Raw genomic sequence first — 18,871 nt, 5'->3', positions numbered from 1 at the left:
GTGCCGCCCGAGATCAGCCGATCAGGCGTGGGTACTCGATCGCCGGACAGCGGTCCATGACCACCTTGATGCCGGCGGCTTCCGCTTTCGCCGCAGCGCCGTCATGGCGCACGGAGAGCTGGCCCCAGATCGCCTTCGGCAGCGTCTCCAACGCGAGAATCTCGTCGACGAGCGCCGGCAGGGCGTCGGCAGCGCGGAAGACGTCGACCATATCGATCGGCTCCTTGATATCGGCGAGCCGGCCGACCACGGCCTGGCCCTGGATGCTCTTGCCGACATGCCCGGGATTGATCGGGACCACCCGATAGCCCTTGCGCAGCAGAAACGCCATGACCCGATGGCTCGGACGCTCAGGATTGGGCGAAGCGCCGACAAGGGCGATCGTCTTGGTCTCGCGCAGGATGTCTGCGAGATAATAGTCCGGGTAAGCGTCGTGGTTCATCTGCAGCTTCGGATCCGTTCGTGTTAAACGGTCGTATAATGATGGCGAGGCCGGCCAAGTCAACCGTGCGGCCCGCTCGTCCCCCGCCAAAGATTGCCGCTTCCGCAAGACTTTCCGGTTGCTTTTGCGCCCGTGCGGCGCGACAAGCGTCTCAACGCCCGCTACACCGTTTCCGAGGTTTCAATCTTGCCGCTTGATGTCATTGCGCTCGTCCTGTTCGGGGCGTTGTTGCACGCGACCTGGAATGCGTTGGTCAAGGCGGGAACGGAAAAGTCGCTCGACGCTGCGATGATCGCGCTCGGGGCCGCAGCCGTCGCCATCCCCTTCCTGCCGTTCATGCCGTTGCCCAAACCGGAAGCGTGGCCATACATCCTGGTTTCGGCACTGTTCCAGTTCGCCTATTTCCAGCTCGTCGCCGCATCCTATCGCGCCGGCGACATCGGCCTTGTCTATCCGCTGATGCGCGGAGCGGCGCCGTTGATCGTCGCGATGACCAGTGGGGCGTTGATCGGCGAAAAGCTCACCTTCGGAACGATGATCGGTATCCTAACGATCTCTGCCGGGGTACTGACGCTCGCCTTCGAGTCGCGCAAGGGCGGCAAGAACGCGATCGTGCTTGCGCTGCTCAATGCCTGCGTCGTCGCAAGTTACACCTTTGTCGACGGCATCGGCGCGCGCGTCTCGGGCAATGCGATCTCCTACACGCTGTGGATGGCGCTGCTGCCGCCGGTTCTGCTTTTCACCTGGGCCTTTGCCCGGCGCGGCATCAAGCCGGTCGCCCGCCACGTCTACAAGAACTGGTGGCGGGGCCTCATCGGCGGCGCCGGCTCGATCGGCGCCTATGGCCTGGCGCTCTGGGCGATGACCAAGGCGCCGGTTGCAACCGTCGCGGCACTCCGCGAGACCTCGATCCTCTTTGCCGTGGTGATCTCGGTCGTGTTCCTCAAGGAACCGGTCAGCGTCTGGCGCATCGCAGCGGCCTGCGTCATCGCGCTCGGCGCCCTGCTCCTGAAGCTTGCCTGAGCGTCAGTCTTCCTTCCATTCCGGCATGCGCTTGCCGAGGAATGCGCCGATACCGTCCTCGGCATCACGCGCGAGCATGTTCTCGACCATGACGCCGACGGCATAATCGTAGGCCTCTGGCAGGTCCATCTCCGCCTGGCGATAGAAGGCCTCCTTGCCGATCTTCAGCGCCTGTGGCGACTTCGAGGCAATGACTGCTGCGTATTTGTCGACCACCTGGCGCAGGTACTGCTGCGGTACGATGCGGTTGACGAGACCGAAATCCTTGGCGGTCGAAGCGTCGATGGTCTCGCCGGTGAGCAGCATTTCCATCGCCTGCTTGCGATGTGCCGCACGCGTGAGCGCGACCATCGGCGTCGAGCAGAAGAGGCCGATATTGACACCGGGCGTGCAGAAGGTGGAGCTGTCGGTGCAGATCGCGAGGTCACAGCTTGCGACGAGCTGGCAGCCAGCTGCCGTTGCCAAACCATCGATCTCGGCGATGACGGCCTGCGGCAGCCGGGTGATTTTCAGCATGAGATCGCCGCAGAGGCGGATCGTCCGTTCGAAGAAGGCCCTGCCCCGGTCGTCGTCTTCGCGGTGCGCAGTCATTTCTTTCAGATCGTGACCGGCGGAAAACAGCTTGCCCGTGGCGGCGAGCACGACGACCCTGATGTCCTTGGAGGTGGCGACCGCATCGAACTCGGCGTGCAGCGCCTCCATCATGGCGATCGACAGCACGTTGGCCGGCGGGTTGTTGAGCGTCAACCGCAAGACGGATCCAGACTGTTCACGCAGCAGCAGGCCGTTCGGCTCTTCCTTCTTGAACGACACAACGTCGGCCATCTTCTTCTCCTGAAACTTGAATTTGGTTGGTGGTACGCCGGCCACGCGTGCCGTGCAAGCCGACAGGCACACCCCGGTGACGCATTCCGCCTACGACCATTTTCCGCCTTGCGTCCGGCCACCAGCCGGTTTCAGGTGACGGACAGACATGTTGAAGGATAGAATGCATGACCATCGAGCCGATCATGACCGTCGACGACCTCAACCGATTTCTCGACACGGATTTCCCGCAGGTCCATACCGACGGCAAGGTCTTCCATGTCACGGCTGTTGGACCCGGCTTTGCCACCATGCGGCTCGATCCGAACGAACGGCATATCCGGCCAGGCGGCACGGTTTCCGGCCCTACGCTTTTCGCGCTCGCGGACGTCTCGGCCTATGTCGCATTGATCGCCCATATCGGACCGGTTGCGCTTGCCGTCACCACCAATCTCAACATCAACTTCCTGCGCAAGCCCGAGCCGGAACCGCTCGAATGCACCTGCCGCATCCTCAAACTCGGCAAGCGGCTCGCCGTTCTCGACGCGTCGATCGTCAAGGTTGGCGACGACGACCTCGTTGCGCATGCCACAGCGACCTATTCGATTCCGCCGCGATAATTTGTGGTATCAAAATACCATACATATAACATATTGTTTTTGCTTATCTTTATTTCCATGTCGCAGATTTCGCGTTCTTGACGCTTGTTTCGCACTTGCGTATAAGCTGCCGCAGATCGCGGTCCTCTGAGGGCCGCTTTCTCTTTTGCCCGGGAAACTGGACAAAACCAAGCAACAAGAAACGCCCAGCGGTTCGCCGCTCGGGTCCAAAGAAAGATTTTTGATATGGCAACCTTCGTTCAGAAGCCTGCAGAGGTGGAGAAGAAGTGGATCATCATCGACGCCGAAGGCCTCGTTGTTGGTCGCCTCGCTTCCCTCATCGCAAACCGCCTGCGCGGCAAGCACAAAGCTACCTTCACCCCGCATGTTGACGACGGCGACAACGTCATCGTCATCAACGCCGAGAAGGCAGTTCTGACGGGCAAGAAGTACACCGACAAGAAGTACTACTGGCACACCGGCTACCCCGGCGGCATCAAGGAGCGCACCGCGCGCCAGATCATCGAAGGCCGCTTTCCGGAGCGCGTCATCGAGAAGGCCGTCGAGCGCATGGTTCCGCGCGGTCCGCTTGGCCGTCGCCAGATGAAGAACCTGCGCGTATACGCAGGCGCCAACCACCCGCATGAAGCACAGCAGCCGGCCGTCCTCGACGTCGCCAAGCTGAACAGCAAGAACACAAGGAGCGCCTGATAATGGCTGACCTTTCCGCTCTCAAGGAAATCGCCACGACCGCGGAACCGGCTGCTCCGGTTCACGTCAAGAAGGTCGACGCCCAGGGTCGCTCCTACGCGACCGGCAAGCGTAAGGACGCTGTCGCCCGCGTATGGGTCAAGCCGGGCACCGGCAAGATCACCATCAACGGCAAGCCCTACGCGGCTTACTTCGCCCGTCCGGTTCTGCAGATGATCCTGCAGCAGCCGATCGTCGCTGCTGCCCGTGACGGCCAGTTCGACATCGACGCGACCGTTGCTGGCGGTGGTCTTTCCGGCCAGGCCGGTGCCGTTCGTCACGGCATCTCCAAGGCACTCACCTACTTCGAACCGGGCCTGCGCTCGGTCCTGAAGCGCGGTGGCTTCCTCACCCGCGACAGCCGCGTGGTCGAGCGTAAGAAGTACGGCCGTGCGAAGGCACGTCGTTCGTTCCAGTTCTCGAAGCGTTAATCGCTTCAACTGCGACACTTGGAAAGGCGGGGCTTTGCTCCGCCTTTTTTTGTTATCATCCGCCGCACCGTTTCCCGCAACGTCGACCCCTCGAGGCACAGCATGACAAGCTCCCCCGTCGCCAAGACCCCAGAGCCGCCCTATTACATCGTCACGTTCGCCTCGCGGCGCACGGCAGGCGACCACGGCTACGACAACATGGGAGACGAAATGGAGCGACTTGCGCGCGAGCAGCCGGGTTTTCTCGGTCTCGAAAGCGTGCGCGGCGCCGACGGCTTCGGCCTAACCAATTCCTACTGGGCGGATGAGGAGAGCATCGCGGCCTGGAAAAACAATGTCCGCCACCTGACGGCCCAGCGCCTCGGCCGCGAGCGCTGGTACGAGGATTATCAGGTTCGTGTGGGCAAGATCGAGCGCCAATACGGTTTCGAACGCCCCTAGTTCTGCGGCTGCGCACGGTCGCCGCCGGCAAGCGGGCTAAATCGGCAACTCCGTCGTCGACTTGAGTTCGCGCAGGACGAAGCTCGACACCACGGTGCGCACATGGGGATTGCGCATCAGATAGCGCGTCATGAAGGTATCGTAGCTTTCGACGTCATTGGCGCGGATCTTCAGCATGTAGTCGAATGTGCCAGATAGAGCGTAGCACTCCATGATCTCCGGCCGGTCGCGCACGACGGCGGAAAAGGCGGCAATCGCCTCGTCGTGATGATCTTCGAGCGTCACATGGGCGATGATGCAGAGTTTCAGGTCGAGCTTTGCCGGATCGAGCAGCGCCACGCGCTTGCGAATGACGCCATCCGTCTCCAGTTCCTGCAGCCGCCGCCAGGCCGAGCTTTGCGACATGCCGGCTTTCTCCGCGAGATCGGAGAGCGACTGGCCGCTATCGGCCTGAATGAGCCGCAGCAGCTTTCGCACGGGCTGAAGACTTTCTTTCACATCAGCAGGCATTTCGAATTTTCCTCCCGCGATCAGGCGTCCACCTGGCAACTGTGGAACAAATACTCGCTCCATCCGCGATACAATTGCAACAGGAGAGTTCATCTGACGAATGAGGAGACGTCATGACGAAGGAAAGCAGCTACACGGCCAAACTGCCGGAACCGGACGGCACCTATCACTATACCCCGGAAGAAGATGCGATCTGGGGCGAGCTGTACCAGCGGCAGATGAAGCTTCTGGCCGACAAGGCGTGCGACGAATACCTCGAGGGAGCCAAGACGCTCGATCTCGGCCCTGACCACGTGCCGCAGTTGAAGGACGTGAACCGCCGCCTTGCCGAAACCACCGGCTTCGGTGTCGAAGGTGTTCCCGCCCTCATTCCGCCGTCCCACTTCTACGAACTGCTGTCCCAAGGCAAGTTTCCGCTGGCGACCTTCATTCGCCGCCGCGAGCATATCGATTACATCGAAGAACCCGACATCTTCCACGAGGTCTTCGGTCACTGCCCGCTACTGACCAACCAGAGCTACGCCAACTTCGTCCGTCGCTTCGGCGAAAAGGCGGTTTCGCTAGGCAAGGGCTATTCCTGGCACATGTTCCGGATCTTCTGGTTCACCGTCGAGTTCGGGCTGATCAACACGTCGAAGGGCCGCCGCTGCTATGGCGCCGGCATCGTGTCTTCGCCCAACGAGACACGCAACGCGATGGGGACCCCAGGCGTCGAGTTCCGCCCGTTCGACTTGATGACCGTGCTGCGCACGCCCTATCGCATCGATATCGTCCAGCCGATCTATTACGTGATCGACAGTTTCGCCCAGCTGGAAACGATCATCGAAGAGGATATCGCCGCGCGCATCACCGAAGCCAAGGCGCTTGGCGATTTCGCCCCGACCTACGAAGCCAAGGCCTCGTAATCGCCCAAGAAACGGCCGGCAGGGCCTTGCCTTGCCGGCAACGATTGTCCAACCTTCCGCCACCACAGGTTTGAGCGGGATGCGCGCAGAGGATGCGCGCTTTCCGGCTCCGAGGCAGAGGCGGGATATGGCGAACAGGACGATCGATCATGCGCTGACGGCGCGCTCACTCACATCGGCGGCGTCCGATCCGACCCATGCCGGCATTCTCTCCTTCATGCGCCGCAAATATTCGAAGCAGTTGAAGGGTGTCGATGCCGTCGTCTGGGGCATTCCCTTCGACGCCGCCACTTCGAACCGCCCCGGCGCGCGCTTCGGGCCGCAGGCGATCCGCCGCGCCTCGGCAATCTTCGACAACGATCCGCAGTACCCGTTCGACCGCGATCTCTTCGCGGAGATGGCGACGGTCGACTATGGCGACTGCCTCCTCGACTATGGCAATCATTCGAAGACGCCGGCAACGATCGAACGCGAAGCGACTAAGATCATCAGGAGTGGCGCCTATCTGCAGACGCTCGGCGGCGACCACTTCGTCACCTACCCGATCCTGAAGGCGCAGGCGGCTCTGCACGGCCCCCTCGCCCTCGTACAGTTCGACGCCCACCAGGATACCTGGCCGGATGAACGCGGTCGCATCGACCATGGCTCCTTTGTCGGCCGTGCGGCGCGCGAGGGCCTGATCGATACAGATGCCTCGATCCAGATCGGCATCCGCACGCGCGCGCCTGAGGATTGCGGCATCCGCATTCTCTATGGCTACGACGTCGAAGAGATGAGCGCTGCCGAGATCGCCGAGACGATCATAAGGCAGGTTGGCGAGCGCAAGGCCTATCTGACCTTTGATATCGACTGCCTCGACCCGGCCTATGCGCCCGGCACCGGCACCCCGGTCGCCGGCGGCCCGTCGAGCGCCAAGATCCTTTCGGTGCTGCGCAAGCTCGGGGCGCTGACGGTGGTCGGCAGCGACGTCGTCGAAGTGGCGCCAGCCTACGACCATGCCGACGTCACCGCAATCGCCGGTGCGACGGTCGCGATGTATATGCTGGGCCTGCATGCGGAGAAGCTTGCCGAGCGTGCGCCGCTTCGCTGAGCGCTGCCGTTGCGAGGATTGGCCGCTGCTTATATAGGAACAGGTGGGTTTGGCGGCGTTCCGCCGGCCCGTTGAGAAATTGATTCAATTCTATGCCAGAATGATTCCGGAACGGCTTCTAACTGTCTGGCAGAACGGGAAAATCATGAAACCGAAGATCTTCATCGATGGCGAACACGGCACCACGGGCCTGCAGATCCGCACGCGCATGGCCGGCCGTAGCGATCTCGAACTGCTTTCCATTCCGGAAGCGGAACGACGCAACGCCGCGATGCGAGAAGATCTTCTGAACGAAGCAGACATCGCCATCCTCTGCCTGCCGGACGACGCCTCGCGCGAGGCGGTTTCGATGGTCTCGGGCAACAACAAGGTCCGCATCATCGACACGTCGACCGCGCATCGCATTGCGCCCGACTGGGCCTATGGCTTTGCCGAAATGGACAAGGCGCAACCGGAGAAGATCCGCAGCGCCCGTTGCGTCGCCAATCCCGGTTGCTATCCGACCGGCGCGATCGGCGTGATCCGGCCGCTGCGCCAGGCCGGCATCCTGCCGGACGGCTATCCGGTGACGGTCAACGCGGTCTCCGGCTACACGGGCGGCGGCAAGCAGATGATCGCGCAGATGGAAGACGAGACCAATGCGGATCACATCAGCGCACCGCACTTCCTCTACGGCCTGACGCTCAAGCACAAGCATGTGCCCGAGATGAAGATGCACGGGCTGCTCGACCGCGCACCGGTCTTTGCGCCCTCGGTCGGCAAGTTCGCACAGGGCATGATCGTCCAGGTGCCGCTCTATCTCGAAGACCTCGCCGCCGGCACGACGCTGGAGACGATCCATGCTGCAATCGTCGCGCATTATGCCGGCCAGTCGATCGTCGAGGTCGTGCCGCTCCAGGAGAGTGAAAAGCTCGGCCGCATCGACGCCACCGAGCTTGCCGGCAAGGACACGATGAAGCTTTTCGTCTTCGGCACCCCTGGCGGCAACCATGTGAACCTCGTCGCCCTGCTCGACAATCTCGGCAAGGGCGCTTCGGGCGCGGCGGTCCAGAACATGGACCTGATGCTGTCGGCCTGATCAGCACGGAGCTCAAAACAAAAGACCCCGGCGAGCCGCTCGCCGGGGTCTTTCTTTTTCCGGAGCTCGTCCGGCGTCAGTCGCGTAGTTCGATCGCCGTCGGCCGCGGGTACTCGCCGTAGAAACCGCGCCAGTGGGCGATGGCAAAGCCAAGCACCACAAGCGCGCCACCCTGGTGCGCCACGCCCCAGCCGACCGGCACCTGCAGCACCAGCGTGGTAATGCCGATCACCGCCTGCACCGAGACGAGCAGGAACAGGAGCACGGCGCGGCGCGCATGGGTGGTTTCGGGTGCGGCCCGCAGCGAGGCAATCATGTGCATCACTGCGAAGGCAAAGAGCACATAGGCGCCAATGCGGTGGACGAACTGGACCGTCTTCGGGTTCTCGAACAGGTTGATCCACCAGGGCTGCTGCAGGAACAGGTCCTGCGGGATGATCGCGCCATCCATCAGCGGCCAGGTGTTGTAGCTGAAGCCCGCATCGAGACCGGCGACGAGCGCGCCGAGATAGATCTGGAACAGACTGAAGATGGCGATGATCGCCGCCATCTTGCGCGAACGGTCGGTGGGCGCCGTGTCATTTGAATGCGCGCTCAGCCCGCGGAAGATCCACATACAGGCGGCAAAGATCAGACAGGCGATGACGAGATGCGTCGCAAGCCGGTACTGGCTGACCTCGGTGCGCTCCACGAGGCCCGATGAAACCATCCACCACCCGATGAACCCCTGGAAACCGCCAAGCGCAAGGATACCGAGCAGCGGCATGCGCAGCTTGCGCTCGACCTTTCCGGTGAACCAGAAATAGGCAAGCGGCAACGCGAAGATCAGGCCGATGGTGCGGGCAAGCAGACGGTGCGCCCATTCCCACCAGAAGATCGTCTTGAACTCGTCGACCGTCATGCTGCTGTTCATCTGCTGATACTGCGGAATGCGCTGGTAAAGCTGGAATTCCTCTTCCCACTCGGCGACCGTCAGCGGCGGGATCACGCCATGGATCGGCTTCCACTCGGTGATGGAGAGGCCCGATTCGGTAAGCCGCGTCGCGCCGCCGACGAGCACCAGGGCAAAGAGGGTGAACAGCACGACTGCCAGCCAGCCGCGGATCTGCCGGCGGTTGCGGTCGGTCCTGCCGATCTCGTTTCGAAGCATTTGTTCAGTCGCCATTTCGACGCCGGCCATCATGTTCCCTCTGGTGTCGCAGGGTTGTCGGCGGTGCAACCGGACGGATCAACGGTCGCACCTTCAGGAAAGCCGTTGATTTGCACCAGAGCGGCATGCAAAACAAGGCCGAAACCTTTGCGGCATGCGGTCGCGGCCGCTCCGCGCGCATTTGCCCATGTGAAAGATATGAAATGCCCGTACGCCTCAGAAAGCTGATCGGCACGATCCTGATCATCATCCTCGTCGTCGTCTATGCGCTGGCCGCCGTCACCTTCGCCTCGCTGCTGCTCGGCGCTGCCCCCTGGTACGTGCATCTGGCCTACTTCTTCTTCACCGGCCTGCTCTGGATATTGCCGGCCATGCTGATCATCAAATGGATGGAAAAGCCCGCGAAGGATCGTTGATCCTCAATCCGGTAGCCATTCGGAGGGACGCCCATGCGACTTGCAGTTATCGCTGACATCCACGGCAACGATCTTGCGCTCGAAGCGGTGCTCGCCGACATCGATGCGCAAGGGATCACCGATATCGTCAATCTTGGCGACCATCTGAGCGGCCCCCTCAATGCCGCACGCACGGCCGACATCCTCATCAAACGGGCGATCCTTTCGATCCGAGGCAATCACGATCGCTATCTTTTGACCATGGATCCGCATGAAATGGGGCAATCTGATCGCGCGGCCTATGATCAATCGCAGCCGCAGCACCGCGAATGGCTGGCGACCCTGCCCGTCGCACACGTCCACGAGGAAGCGTTCTTCCTGTGCCATGCGACGCCGACCGATGACGAGACCTACTGGCTGGAGGCCCTGACGGCCGATGGCACCGTCCACATGGCGCAGCATTCGGCCATCGAAGCGAAAGCAGCCGGCGTCGACTATCCGGTTATCCTGTGCGGCCACACCCATATCCAGCGCGCCGTGCGGCTTTCCGACGGCCGCCTCGTCGTCAATCCCGGCAGCGTCGGCTGCCCCGGGTATGACGACGACCAACCGGTGCCGCACAAGGTCGAAGCGGGCTCCCCGGACGCCCGCTACGCGATCATCGAGAAATCGGCCTCGGGGTGGCACGTCACCTTCCGCAATGTCCCCTATGACTGGATGGCAATGTCCCAGCTTGCGGCCAGCCGCAACCGCATGGAATGGGCAAAGGCGTTGGCCACCGGCTTTCTCGATTGAAATTTGCGCGCGCTTCACATTCCTCGCTTCACGCTTTGCTAACCGCGTTCGCCGGTTATTCCCAATCGGCTTCATAAGTATTCCCGAATTAAAGCGATCGTAGCGGGCTTGAGGTTCAATCTCTCCGCAACAAGGACCGGACGGCACCTGCGATGACGAACTCGGAACTCACCATGGACGGCTCCGGCGACCGCCGCGCGCACGCGTCCTTGCGTGCAGATCCGACCGATGCCGCCGGCCGCTTCGAAATCTCGCTTCACCGCAATATGGAGGCGCTCGAATCCGAGTGGCGCCTGCTCGACGGTCTTCCTGAGAACTCGCTGCATCATGCCTATCAATGGTGCAGCGCCTGGGCTGCGACCCATGTCAGCGACCTGGCCCTTCTGCGCGTTACCTTCGATGGCGAACTCCTGCTCGTCCTGCCGCTGGAAGTGGCGCGCGGACGCTTGTTTCGAACGGCAAAGCTGATCGGAACCGAGCATAGCAACCTCAACACCGGGCTCTTTGCCCCCAACGCCGCGGCGATCATCAGCACGCCCGCGCTTGCCGACGCGCTTGCCCGCGCCATCTGTGGCGCACTGCGCGGCCTTGCCGACATCGTCATGCTCGATCGTCTACCGAGCGACTGGCGCGGCGCCCCCAGCCCCTTCGCCCTGCTTTCGGGCGTTGCCAATCCCAACCCGTCGTTTCAGCTTCCCCTTCTCGGTGGCATTCAACCGACACTGGCCCAGCTCAACGCCAAGCGGCGGCGCAAGAAGATGCGCATTTCCGAGCGACGGCTGGCTGAAATGGGCGGCTACGACTATGTGGTCGCGCGTACGGGTGACGAGGCCCACGCGCTGCTTGATACCTTCTTTCGGCAGAAGGCGACGCGTTTTGCTGCGCTCGGCCTTCCCGATGTCTTCCAGGACAAGGAAACGCAGGCGTTTTTCCATGCGCTCGCCGCCCGTATGGGCGACGACGTTCAACTCATGGAACTCAATGCCATCCGCCTGCGGGGCGAAAACGACGGCCGCATCGTCGCCGTCGCCGGACTTTCCCGCAAGGCAGATCACGTGATCTGCCAGTTCGGGTCGATCGACGAAGGTTTGGCCGGCGATGCCAGCCCGGGTGAATTGCTGTTTTACCGCATGATCGAGCGCCTATCGGGGGAAGGCGTGCGCCTGTTCGATTTCGGCGTCGGCGACCAGCCCTACAAACGCTCCTGGTGCACGATCGAGACACCGCTGCGCGACATCGTGTTGCCGGTGACGTTCGCCGGCCGGCTCGCAGGCCTGCGGCATCACCTCGTCGTGAGGGCAAAAAGGGCGATCAAGGCGAACCGGGCCGTTTATGCCCGCATCCAGCGCACGCGACGGCACAGGCAAGACAAGACCTTCGACAGCAGCGCCGACTGATAACCGAGATAAGAGGACGGGGCCCAGGCGCGTTGTCGCCGGTGGCCGGCGAGACCATTATGCCGCGTCGCGGTCCGGGTATTCGGGGTCCGATTGTACCTGGCCGGTCATCAGCACGATGTCGCGATAGCCCGCTGCGCCGAATCCGGTCAGCACCTCGACGATCCGCTCATCGCTCACCGACGGTGCCGACAGGATGATTTCCGCGCCATCGCGGCCAGCGATCTTCTCAACAGCCATTTCATCGGCAGGGCCGCATTCGAGCAGGACGAGATCATAGGCGTTGGTCAAGGCGTCGATGATCATCTTCAGCCGGTCGATGCCGCGCATCGCCTGACGCGGATCGGCATCGCCCTGAGGAATGATGTGCGCGTCGGAAAAACGGTCGGCGTGGATCGTGTCCGTGAAGGGCACCTCCCCCGCCAGCAGGTTGGTGATACCAGGAAGCTGCTGCGAGCGCGCCATCAGGCGTGTCGGGCAGGCAGAACCCGTCAGGTCGATCAATACGACCTTCAGCTCCTCTTCGGCCAGCAACCGGGCGAGCATCACGGTGGCGGTAGAACCCTCGTCTCCGCCGGGCGAAACCGAAATCGCAACGCGCACGTTGGTGGCGCGCAGATGCTCGGCGACGGCCTCGATCGAGAAATCCGCCTCGGCTGCCTCTTCCTCCATGTCCGGTGCAAGCGACACGTCCATAGCAGGCAGCAAGTCGACGGCGTCATCTGCTGCGGGCGCAATTGCAGGCGAAGCCTGAGCCATCTCGCCCGGCGGCAAATCGGCGACGCTTGCGGCCAGCGCCGGACGCGGGTGGACCGGTGCCCGTTCGCCCGTAGCTGCGACCGGCCGCAAGGCTCGTCCGCTGAAAAGCTCGCCGAGCATGATGCCAATGCAGGTCAGGAGGAACGTGGCAAGCGCTGCGACGATCGTGATCGGCAGCACTTTCGGGAAACTCGCGCCGGTCGGAACCACGGCACTCGAAATGACCCGTGCATCGGCCGGCGTCGCATTCTCCACCGTGCGCGATGTCGCTTCGCGGTAGCGCGCGAGATAGGTCTCCAGCAATTGCCGCTGCGCCGTTGCCTCGCGCTCGAGCGCGCGCAGCCCCACCTCTTCTTCGCCCGCCCGAGCCGACTGCGCCTTCAGCGCATTCAGCTGCTGGGTCAACTGCTGTTCGCGCAGTTCACCGACCTTCGCCTCGTTTTCAAGGCTCGTCAGGATCTTGCGGGTCTCGGAGCTGATCTGGCCGCGGATGCCTTCGAGCTGCGACTTCAGCGCCTTCAGGCGCGGATGACCGTCGAGCAGGGTCGTCGAAAGATCGGCGACCTGCGCCTGGAGATTGGCCTCGGTTTCCTTCAGCCGCTGGATCATCTGTGAACCGACGACGTCGGCGATGGTGTCCGGCGCGCGGCCGCTCGCAAGCGCCGAACGCACGCCGGCGGCACGCGCCTCCGCATTGGCACGCTCGCCGCGCACCCGGGTCAGCTCCGTCGAGATGTCCGTGAGCTGCCGCGTCGCGAAGTTGGTGGTTTCGCCGGTTGGTAGCAGGTCCGACGAGGCGCGATAGGCCGCCACCTTCGCCTCGGCGTCGCGCACCTTCTCGCGCAGATTGGCGATCTCCGGTTCGAGCCAGCGTGTCGCCTCGGAATTGGTGTCGAGTTTCGCACCGCTCTGGAGCGCCAGGAAGACCTTCGCCATCTCATTGGGCACGGCGGCCGCAAGCTGGCGGTCCTTCGAGGTGAAGCCAATCGCAATCACCCGCGACTTCTCCACCTGGTAGACCTGGAGCTTGTCGGAGAATTCCTTGAGCACCCTCTCCTCGGGCGGCATCTCCAGCGGGTTCTTCTTCAGCCCGAGCATGACGAGAAGATCCGAAAGCGCCGAGGGCGCCGACGACGGGTCGAATTCCTTGAGCTCATAGAGCTTCATGTTGCGGGCGACCTGCTTGATGAGGTCGGCCGACTTGAGCACCTGTACCTGGCTGAGGATGCCGGATTCGTCGAAGACGCGGTCGGCGCCCGCCTGGGAAGCCTGGTTGGGGCCGCTGAACTCCGGCTCGCGCGATTCGATGAGCACACGGGTTTCGCTCTGGTAATCCGGCGCGATCATCTTTGCTGCGCCGAAGGCAAGCGCCGCCACAGCGACGGTGGCGAGCAAAACCTTGACGCGCCGATCCCAGACGGCGCGAAACAGGCCGCCGAGGTCGATATCCACATCCTGTTGTGCGCTGCCGCTTCCCGACATGCTAGTCGCTCCGAACCTTCAAATCTCGCCGGACCGTAAAGGAACATGGTAACGCAAGGGTTAATGCGATCAACCTGCGGATGATAAAGACGGGGCGGTATCGCCAGGTCTCCGCGAAAATTCTACCGCGAGTTTACCTGCTATTAACCCTAACGGACCGATAACGTCACAAAAGCTGGTCGTTTCCGGAGCCTATGAACCGCATGTCCACCGCAGCTATCAAGACGGGTCTCGCGATCACGGCGGCAGCGCTGTCGATGTTGCTCGGCGGCTGCACGAGCTACCAGCCCGCGCCCAAGGCCTTCAGTGAAGCCACGATCCAGCCCTATCGGCTCGACAGCGGCGACCGCCTGCGCATCAACGTCTTCGAACAGGCCGGTCTCAGCGGCACTTACACGGTCGATCAGGCCGGCTACGTCGCCTTCCCCCTGATCGGCACCGTCGCCTCGCGCGGCAGGACCCTACCTGAACTCGAGGGCATGATCGCCGCCAAGCTGAAGCAGGGCTATCTGCGCGATCCAGACGTCACGATCGAGGTCGATCGCTACCGTTCCGTCTTCATCATGGGCGAAGTCGGCCAGGCTGGCCAATATGCCTATGTGCCCGGCATGACCGTGCAGAACGCGATCGCTGTCGCCGGAGGCTTCTCTCCGCGCGCCAATCAGTCCAACGCCGACATCACGCGCAAGATCAATGGCCGCATCATCACCGGCCGGGTGCCGATCACCGACGCGGTTCTTGCCGGCGACACGATCTATGTTCGCGAACGCCTGTTCTGATCTCGATGCAACAAGAGCGGCCTTTGCGCATCATCCACTGCTTCAGGTCGCCTGTCGGCGGGATATTCCGCCACGTGCGCGACCTGGCCGAGGCGCATGCCAAGGCCGGCCACGAGGTCGGGATCCTCTGCGACAGCACGACGGGTGGCAGTCACGAGGATCGGTTGTTCGACGAAATCCGCCCCTATCTGGCGCTCGGCCTCATACGGATGCCGATCCATCGCTCGGTCGGGCCGTCGGATTTTGCCGCGTTGTGGCGCGGCTATAAGGAAATCAGAAGTTTGCGACCGGATGTGTTGCATGGGCACGGCGCCAAAGGCGGCGTCATTGCCCGGCTCATCGGTTCAGCCTTGCGGGTCAACAGGTATCGCGTAGCCCGCCTCTATTCGCCGCATGGCGGCAGCCTGCACTACCGTCCAGGCTCTATGACAGGCCGGCTGGTCTTCCCGGCGGAGCGGATCCAGCAGCGGATTACCGACGCCCTCGTCTTCGTCTGCGATTTCGAGCGGCAGACCTATTTCGCAAAGGTCGGCGCGCCGCGTGAGCGCAACGAATTGATCTACAACGGCATCGACGACCGGGAGTTCGAGACCGTCCCGCCTGGGCCGGATGCGGTCGACTTTCTCTATATCGGCATGATGCGGGACCTGAAGGGTCCCGATCTGTTTGTGGAAGCTTTCGCCCAGACCGAAAGGCTTGTCGGCAGGCCGCTGTCGGCGCTGATGATCGGCGACGGCCCGCAGCAGCACGAATACAGCGATCTGGTGCTGCAGCAGGGCCTCGCCCGCCGCATCCGCATGCAGCCGGCGATGAAGACGCGCGAGGCCTTCGCGCTGACGCGCAACATCGTCGTTCCCTCGCGCGCCGAGTCCATGCCCTATATCGTGCTCGAGGCGCTTGCCGCGCGGAAGCCGGTCATCGCCAGCCGTGTCGGCGGCATCCCGGAAATTCTCGGACGCGACAGCACCGCACTTGCCGAACCCGCCAATGCCCGGTCGCTCGCCGACATCATGGCCCGCGCAATCACCGAGAAGGACTGGGCGGCACGTGTGATGCCCGATCCGAGCACGTTCAAGTCGCAATTTGCAGCTTCGGTAATGTCGGCGGATATGCTAAGCCTCTATCGGGAATTGTGCCGTTACCAGCCGCCCGCCGATAGCGTGTTGCCCACAACGTAAGCGTTTCTTAGTGGCTTTCTGCTATCCCGGCTGAGGGACTTCAGCGCCGGAAGACAGCCATGAACAAGTTTGACCGCCCGGGTTCGTTCGATCCCGAAGCGCTTCGCAAGAAGATTTCGGAAATCCGCGCCCGCGCGCCCGGCGAAATGCCGGGCGAAACAACGACCACGGATCTCAATCCGCTGGCGCGGCAGATCGCCGAGCAGTTCAGCGCCGATACCTATTCGCCTGCGATGATCATGGGGCTGATGCGCCTGTTCGAATTCAGCGCGCTCTTTACGATCGGCTATGCCATCAACGCGCTCTATGTCCAGCCGGGCTTCGAACAACTGCCGCTGTACCTGGCAATTCTCGTCGGTGGTTCCGCATTGGCGGTCGCCGCTATGCAGATCGCCGACACCTATCAGATCCCGGCGCTGCGCGCCTGGCTGCGGGTGATGCCGCGCATCCTCGCCTCCTGGGCCATCGCGTTTGGCGGCATCGCCATCGCGCTGTTCTTTCTGAAATCCGGTCACCAGTATTCGCGCGTCTGGTTCGGCGGCTGGTTCATCGGCGGCGCAATCTTTCTGATCGCCGAGCGCGCCTTCATCGCCTATTCCATCCGCCATTGGGCCCGGAACGGTACGATGGAACGCCGCGCGGTCGTCGTCGGCGGCGGCCAGCCGGCCAAGGACCTGATCCGCACGCTCGAGGACCAGCCCGACAACGACATCCGCATCTGCGGTATTTTCGACGACCGCGACGAGCGCCGCTCGCCCAATGTGATCGCTGGCTATCCGAAGCTCGGGACGGTCGACGAACTGGTGGAATTCGCCCGCCTGGCGCGCATCGACATGCTGATCATCTCGCTGCCGCTGACGGCGGAGAAGCGCATTCTCCAGCTTCTGAAGAAGCTCTGGATCCTGCCGGTCGACATCCGGCTCGCCGCCCACGCCAACAACCTGCGGTTCCGCCCGCGCAGCTACTCCCATGTCGGCGATGTCCCCATGCTCGACATCTTCGACAAGCCGATCGCCGATTGGGACTCGGTCGCCAAGCGCGGCTTCGACATCTTCTTCAGCCTGGTCGCCCTCGTGCTTCTGTGGCCGATCATGCTCGGCGCGGCGATCGCCGTCAAAGCGACGTCCCCGGGCCCGATCATCTTCAAGCAGAAGCGGCACGGCTTCAACAACGAGACCATCGAGGTCTACAAGTTCCGCTCGATGTATACGCATATGAGCGACCCGACGGCCCGCAACGCCGTGACCAAGCGCGACCCGCGCGTTACCCCCGTCGGCCGTTTCATCCGCAAGTCCTCGATCGACGAACTGCCGCAGATCTTCAACGTGCTGAAGGGCGAGCTGTCGCTCGTTGGGCCGCGGCCGCACGCCGTGCTCGCCCAGACCCAGAACCGGACCTACTCCGACGTCGTCGAAGGCTATTTCGCCCGCCACCGCGTCAAGCCCGGCGTCACCGGCTGGGCGCAGATCAACGGCTGGCGCGGCGAGATCGACAATGACGACAAGATCCGCCTGCGCACCGCCTTCGACCTGCACTACATCGAAAACTGGTCGTTGCTCTTCGATCTCAAGATCCTGTTCCTGACGCCGTTCCGGCTTCTCAATACCGAGAACGCCTATTGAGCACCGTCGATTCAGGTCGGCTCCCGATCGCTCGCCCCCAGCTCGCGGCGCTCTCGCTGCTCGGCTCCGGGCTCGTCGCCTTTGCCGTGTTTCTCTCCGGTTTCGTCATTTTCGAGCCGGCGCCCTATGAGCTGTTCCTGGTCGCGCTCATCGGCCTTTGGGCGCTCGTGGGCCTCAAGATCTCGCGCAGCGTCGCCCCGCTGCTGACGCTTCTGACCCTGTTCATGGTCGGCGGCATCCTGTCCCTGACGGTCATGACAGACCTGACGAAGGGGCCGATGTACATGGCGGTCTCCGGCTTCCTCGCGCTCTCCTCGGTCTTCTTCGCAGCCATCATCGAGGATCGCCACGAACGCCTGCGGCTGATCTTCAATGCCTGGACGGCGGCGGCCATCATCACCGCCCTGCTCGGCATCCTCGGCTATTTCGGCGCCGTGCCGGGCGCGGAAAGCTTCACGCTCTATGGCCGCGCCAAAGGCGCGTTCCAGGATCCGAACGTCTTCGGCCCGTTCCTCTCGGTGCCGGCCATGTACCTCATCCACTGCATCCTCACGCAGCCCATCCAGAAAGCCCCCCCGAAGATCGCCGCGCTGATGGTGCTGGCGCTCGGCGTCTTTCTTTCGTTCTCCCGCGCAGCCTGGGCCCTCAACCTCTTCTGTGTCGTCGCCTTCGTCTTCGTCATGCTGCTCAAGGAGCGAAACGGCCTCTTCCGCCTGCGGATTCTGGTGTTGGCTCTCGTCGGCGGGATCATGATCGTCGGCGCCCTCCTCGTCGCGCTGCAGTCCGAGCAGGTCGCGACACTCTTTTCCAGCCGCTCGCAGCTGGTGCAGGATTATGACGGCGGCCACCTCGGCCGCTTCGATCGCCATCGCCTCGGCTTCCTGATGTCGATGGAAAAGCCGCTCGGCATCGGCCCGATGGTTTTCAGCACGATCTTCCCGGAGGATGAGCACAACGTCTGGCTGAAGTCGCTGACGTCCTACGGCTGGCTCGGCTTTGTCAGTTACGTGACGCTGATCGTCTGGACGCTCTCGCTCGGCTTTCGCTTTCTGCTGCTCAACCGCCCTTGGCAGACCTATCTGATGATCGCCTGGGTCGCCGTTCTCGGCCATGTCGGGGTCGGCAATGTCATCGACACGGACCATTGGCGCCACTTCTATCTGCTCATCGGAATCATCTGGGGATGCGCCGCCCTTGAATATCGCCATCGCCGGCAGGCGCGCGCCGGCCGGAGCTCCTGA

The 18,871-nt window shown here is 62.8% G+C and carries 20 protein-coding genes; 15 read left to right on the top strand and 5 right to left on the bottom strand.

Annotated elements, in window-relative coordinates; all coding sequences use genetic code 11:
- Positions 1 to 13: 13 nt before the first annotated feature.
- Positions 14 to 442 (bottom strand): CoA-binding protein, encoded by a 429-nt coding sequence (locus AC3WVQ_RS04890; protein WP_090294539.1) that lies wholly within the window; start codon positions 440 to 442, stop codon positions 14 to 16.
- 186 nt (positions 443 to 628) lie between these two features.
- On the opposite strand from AC3WVQ_RS04890, the gene AC3WVQ_RS04885 reads away from it, so the two are divergent.
- Positions 629 to 1,465 (top strand): EamA family transporter, encoded by an 837-nt coding sequence (locus AC3WVQ_RS04885; RefSeq protein WP_492382918.1) that lies wholly within the window; start codon positions 629 to 631, stop codon positions 1,463 to 1,465.
- A gap of 3 nt (positions 1,466 to 1,468) precedes the next feature.
- Here AC3WVQ_RS04885 and AC3WVQ_RS04880 read toward each other — a convergent pair whose 3' ends face one another.
- Positions 1,469 to 2,290, bottom strand: a complete 822-nt coding sequence (locus tag AC3WVQ_RS04880) for an enoyl-CoA hydratase (protein WP_090294797.1) — start codon at positions 2,288 to 2,290, stop codon at positions 1,469 to 1,471.
- Positions 2,291 to 2,457: 167 nt separating this feature from the next.
- Between AC3WVQ_RS04880 and AC3WVQ_RS04875 the strand changes: the two genes are divergently transcribed.
- From AC3WVQ_RS04875 to AC3WVQ_RS04860, 4 genes are all read left to right on the top strand, one after another.
- The gene (locus tag AC3WVQ_RS04875; RefSeq protein ID WP_034803663.1) at positions 2,458 to 2,889 is read left to right on the top strand and encodes a PaaI family thioesterase; all 432 of its coding nucleotides are present in this window, start codon (positions 2,458 to 2,460) and stop codon (positions 2,887 to 2,889) included.
- A gap of 225 nt (positions 2,890 to 3,114) precedes the next feature.
- Positions 3,115 to 3,579 carry a 50S ribosomal protein L13 gene (rplM, locus tag AC3WVQ_RS04870; protein WP_057252379.1) on the top strand — a complete coding sequence of 155 codons (465 nt, stop codon included), beginning with the start codon at positions 3,115 to 3,117 and terminating at the stop codon, positions 3,577 to 3,579.
- 2 nt (positions 3,580 to 3,581) lie between these two features.
- A complete protein-coding gene (gene rpsI / locus AC3WVQ_RS04865) occupies positions 3,582 to 4,049 on the top strand; it encodes a 30S ribosomal protein S9 (RefSeq protein ID WP_034803667.1) in 468 nt (155 codons plus the stop codon).
- 102 nt (positions 4,050 to 4,151) lie between these two features.
- Entirely contained in the window at positions 4,152 to 4,490 is a 339-nt protein-coding gene (locus AC3WVQ_RS04860) for an antibiotic biosynthesis monooxygenase family protein (protein ID WP_060580878.1), read from the top strand.
- A 36-nt stretch (positions 4,491 to 4,526) separates the two neighbouring features.
- On the opposite strand, the gene AC3WVQ_RS04855 is transcribed toward AC3WVQ_RS04860, so the two are convergent.
- On the bottom strand, positions 4,527 to 5,000 hold the full coding sequence (locus tag AC3WVQ_RS04855) for an Lrp/AsnC family transcriptional regulator (protein ID WP_060522181.1): 474 nt from the start codon (positions 4,998 to 5,000) through the stop codon (positions 4,527 to 4,529).
- 113 nt (positions 5,001 to 5,113) lie between these two features.
- Between AC3WVQ_RS04855 and AC3WVQ_RS04850 the strand changes: the two genes are divergently transcribed.
- The 3 genes from AC3WVQ_RS04850 (at position 5,114) to argC (ending at position 8,073) form a co-directional block, all read left to right on the top strand.
- Complete coding sequence (locus AC3WVQ_RS04850; protein WP_090294540.1) at positions 5,114 to 5,905, top strand: phenylalanine 4-monooxygenase; 792 nt, start codon at positions 5,114 to 5,116, stop codon at positions 5,903 to 5,905.
- A 127-nt stretch (positions 5,906 to 6,032) separates the two neighbouring features.
- Positions 6,033 to 6,995, top strand: a complete 963-nt coding sequence (gene speB, locus AC3WVQ_RS04845) for an agmatinase (protein WP_110818453.1) — start codon at positions 6,033 to 6,035, stop codon at positions 6,993 to 6,995.
- 145 nt (positions 6,996 to 7,140) lie between these two features.
- The gene (argC, locus tag AC3WVQ_RS04840) at positions 7,141 to 8,073 is read left to right on the top strand and encodes an N-acetyl-gamma-glutamyl-phosphate reductase (RefSeq protein ID WP_060522178.1); all 933 of its coding nucleotides are present in this window, start codon (positions 7,141 to 7,143) and stop codon (positions 8,071 to 8,073) included.
- Between the two features lie 76 nt (positions 8,074 to 8,149).
- Here argC and AC3WVQ_RS04835 read toward each other — a convergent pair whose 3' ends face one another.
- On the bottom strand, positions 8,150 to 9,253 hold the full coding sequence (locus AC3WVQ_RS04835; protein WP_110818454.1) for a COX15/CtaA family protein: 1,104 nt from the start codon (positions 9,251 to 9,253) through the stop codon (positions 8,150 to 8,152).
- A gap of 173 nt (positions 9,254 to 9,426) precedes the next feature.
- On the opposite strand from AC3WVQ_RS04835, the gene AC3WVQ_RS04830 reads away from it, so the two are divergent.
- The 3 genes from AC3WVQ_RS04830 (at position 9,427) to AC3WVQ_RS04820 (ending at position 11,810) form a co-directional block, all read left to right on the top strand.
- Positions 9,427 to 9,639 (top strand): DUF2842 domain-containing protein, encoded by a 213-nt coding sequence (locus AC3WVQ_RS04830; protein ID WP_034804246.1) that lies wholly within the window; start codon positions 9,427 to 9,429, stop codon positions 9,637 to 9,639.
- 33 nt (positions 9,640 to 9,672) lie between these two features.
- Positions 9,673 to 10,413, top strand: coding sequence for a metallophosphoesterase family protein (locus AC3WVQ_RS04825; protein WP_110818455.1), 741 nt, complete (start codon positions 9,673 to 9,675; stop codon positions 10,411 to 10,413).
- A 152-nt stretch (positions 10,414 to 10,565) separates the two neighbouring features.
- Positions 10,566 to 11,810 carry a GNAT family N-acetyltransferase gene (locus AC3WVQ_RS04820; protein WP_090294546.1) on the top strand — a complete coding sequence of 415 codons (1,245 nt, stop codon included), beginning with the start codon at positions 10,566 to 10,568 and terminating at the stop codon, positions 11,808 to 11,810.
- Between the two features lie 57 nt (positions 11,811 to 11,867).
- On the opposite strand, the gene AC3WVQ_RS04815 is transcribed toward AC3WVQ_RS04820, so the two are convergent.
- Entirely contained in the window at positions 11,868 to 14,051 is a 2,184-nt protein-coding gene (locus AC3WVQ_RS04815) for a GumC family protein (RefSeq protein WP_090294548.1), read from the bottom strand.
- 203 nt (positions 14,052 to 14,254) lie between these two features.
- On the opposite strand from AC3WVQ_RS04815, the gene AC3WVQ_RS04810 reads away from it, so the two are divergent.
- The 4 genes from AC3WVQ_RS04810 to AC3WVQ_RS04795 are packed head-to-tail and all read left to right on the top strand — an operon-like array spanning position 14,255 to position 18,871.
- Positions 14,255 to 14,830, top strand: a complete 576-nt coding sequence (locus AC3WVQ_RS04810; RefSeq protein WP_034804249.1) for a polysaccharide biosynthesis/export family protein — start codon at positions 14,255 to 14,257, stop codon at positions 14,828 to 14,830.
- 5 nt (positions 14,831 to 14,835) lie between these two features.
- Positions 14,836 to 16,008: a glycosyltransferase family 4 protein gene (locus tag AC3WVQ_RS04805; RefSeq protein WP_090294549.1), complete on the top strand. Its 1,173-nt coding sequence runs from the start codon at positions 14,836 to 14,838 to the stop codon at positions 16,006 to 16,008.
- A gap of 59 nt (positions 16,009 to 16,067) precedes the next feature.
- Complete coding sequence (locus AC3WVQ_RS04800; protein ID WP_034803694.1) at positions 16,068 to 17,630, top strand: undecaprenyl-phosphate glucose phosphotransferase; 1,563 nt, start codon at positions 16,068 to 16,070, stop codon at positions 17,628 to 17,630.
- Positions 17,627 to 18,871: an O-antigen ligase family protein gene (locus AC3WVQ_RS04795; RefSeq protein ID WP_090294551.1), complete on the top strand. Its 1,245-nt coding sequence runs from the start codon at positions 17,627 to 17,629 to the stop codon at positions 18,869 to 18,871. The genes AC3WVQ_RS04800 and AC3WVQ_RS04795 overlap by 4 nt, the downstream gene beginning before the upstream one ends.

Source organism: Ensifer sp. EB106-05-01-XG146 (assembly GCF_058791875.1).
Note: the sequence above shows the minus strand (reverse complement) of the source record. Positions and strands in the feature narration are given on the sequence as shown.

Bases quoted from the DNA above. Each gene is read 5' to 3' on its own strand.
- AC3WVQ_RS04875 (WP_034803663.1), top strand. From the start codon at position 2,458: ATGACCATCGAGCCGATCATGACCGTCGACGACCTCAACCGATTTCTC.
- AC3WVQ_RS04810 (WP_034804249.1), top strand. From the start codon at position 14,255: ATGTCCACCGCAGCTATCAAGACGGGTCTCGCGATCACGGCGGCAGCG.
- AC3WVQ_RS04825 (WP_110818455.1), top strand. From the start codon at position 9,673: ATGCGACTTGCAGTTATCGCTGACATCCACGGCAACGATCTTGCGCTC.
- AC3WVQ_RS04805 (WP_090294549.1), top strand. From the start codon at position 14,836: ATGCAACAAGAGCGGCCTTTGCGCATCATCCACTGCTTCAGGTCGCCT.
- AC3WVQ_RS04880 (WP_090294797.1), bottom strand. From the start codon at position 2,290: ATGGCCGACGTTGTGTCGTTCAAGAAGGAAGAGCCGAACGGCCTGCTG.
- AC3WVQ_RS04815 (WP_090294548.1), bottom strand. From the start codon at position 14,051: ATGTCGGGAAGCGGCAGCGCACAACAGGATGTGGATATCGACCTCGGC.
- speB (WP_110818453.1), top strand. From the start codon at position 6,033: ATGGCGAACAGGACGATCGATCATGCGCTGACGGCGCGCTCACTCACA.
- rplM (WP_057252379.1), top strand. From the start codon at position 3,115: ATGGCAACCTTCGTTCAGAAGCCTGCAGAGGTGGAGAAGAAGTGGATC.
- argC (WP_060522178.1), top strand. From the start codon at position 7,141: ATGAAACCGAAGATCTTCATCGATGGCGAACACGGCACCACGGGCCTG.
- AC3WVQ_RS04820 (WP_090294546.1), top strand. From the start codon at position 10,566: ATGACGAACTCGGAACTCACCATGGACGGCTCCGGCGACCGCCGCGCG.
- AC3WVQ_RS04860 (WP_060580878.1), top strand. From the start codon at position 4,152: ATGACAAGCTCCCCCGTCGCCAAGACCCCAGAGCCGCCCTATTACATC.
- AC3WVQ_RS04890 (WP_090294539.1), bottom strand. From the start codon at position 442: ATGAACCACGACGCTTACCCGGACTATTATCTCGCAGACATCCTGCGC.
- AC3WVQ_RS04850 (WP_090294540.1), top strand. From the start codon at position 5,114: ATGACGAAGGAAAGCAGCTACACGGCCAAACTGCCGGAACCGGACGGC.
- AC3WVQ_RS04835 (WP_110818454.1), bottom strand. From the start codon at position 9,253: ATGGCCGGCGTCGAAATGGCGACTGAACAAATGCTTCGAAACGAGATC.
- rpsI (WP_034803667.1), top strand. From the start codon at position 3,582: ATGGCTGACCTTTCCGCTCTCAAGGAAATCGCCACGACCGCGGAACCG.
- AC3WVQ_RS04830 (WP_034804246.1), top strand. From the start codon at position 9,427: ATGCCCGTACGCCTCAGAAAGCTGATCGGCACGATCCTGATCATCATC.
- AC3WVQ_RS04800 (WP_034803694.1), top strand. From the start codon at position 16,068: ATGAACAAGTTTGACCGCCCGGGTTCGTTCGATCCCGAAGCGCTTCGC.
- AC3WVQ_RS04855 (WP_060522181.1), bottom strand. From the start codon at position 5,000: ATGCCTGCTGATGTGAAAGAAAGTCTTCAGCCCGTGCGAAAGCTGCTG.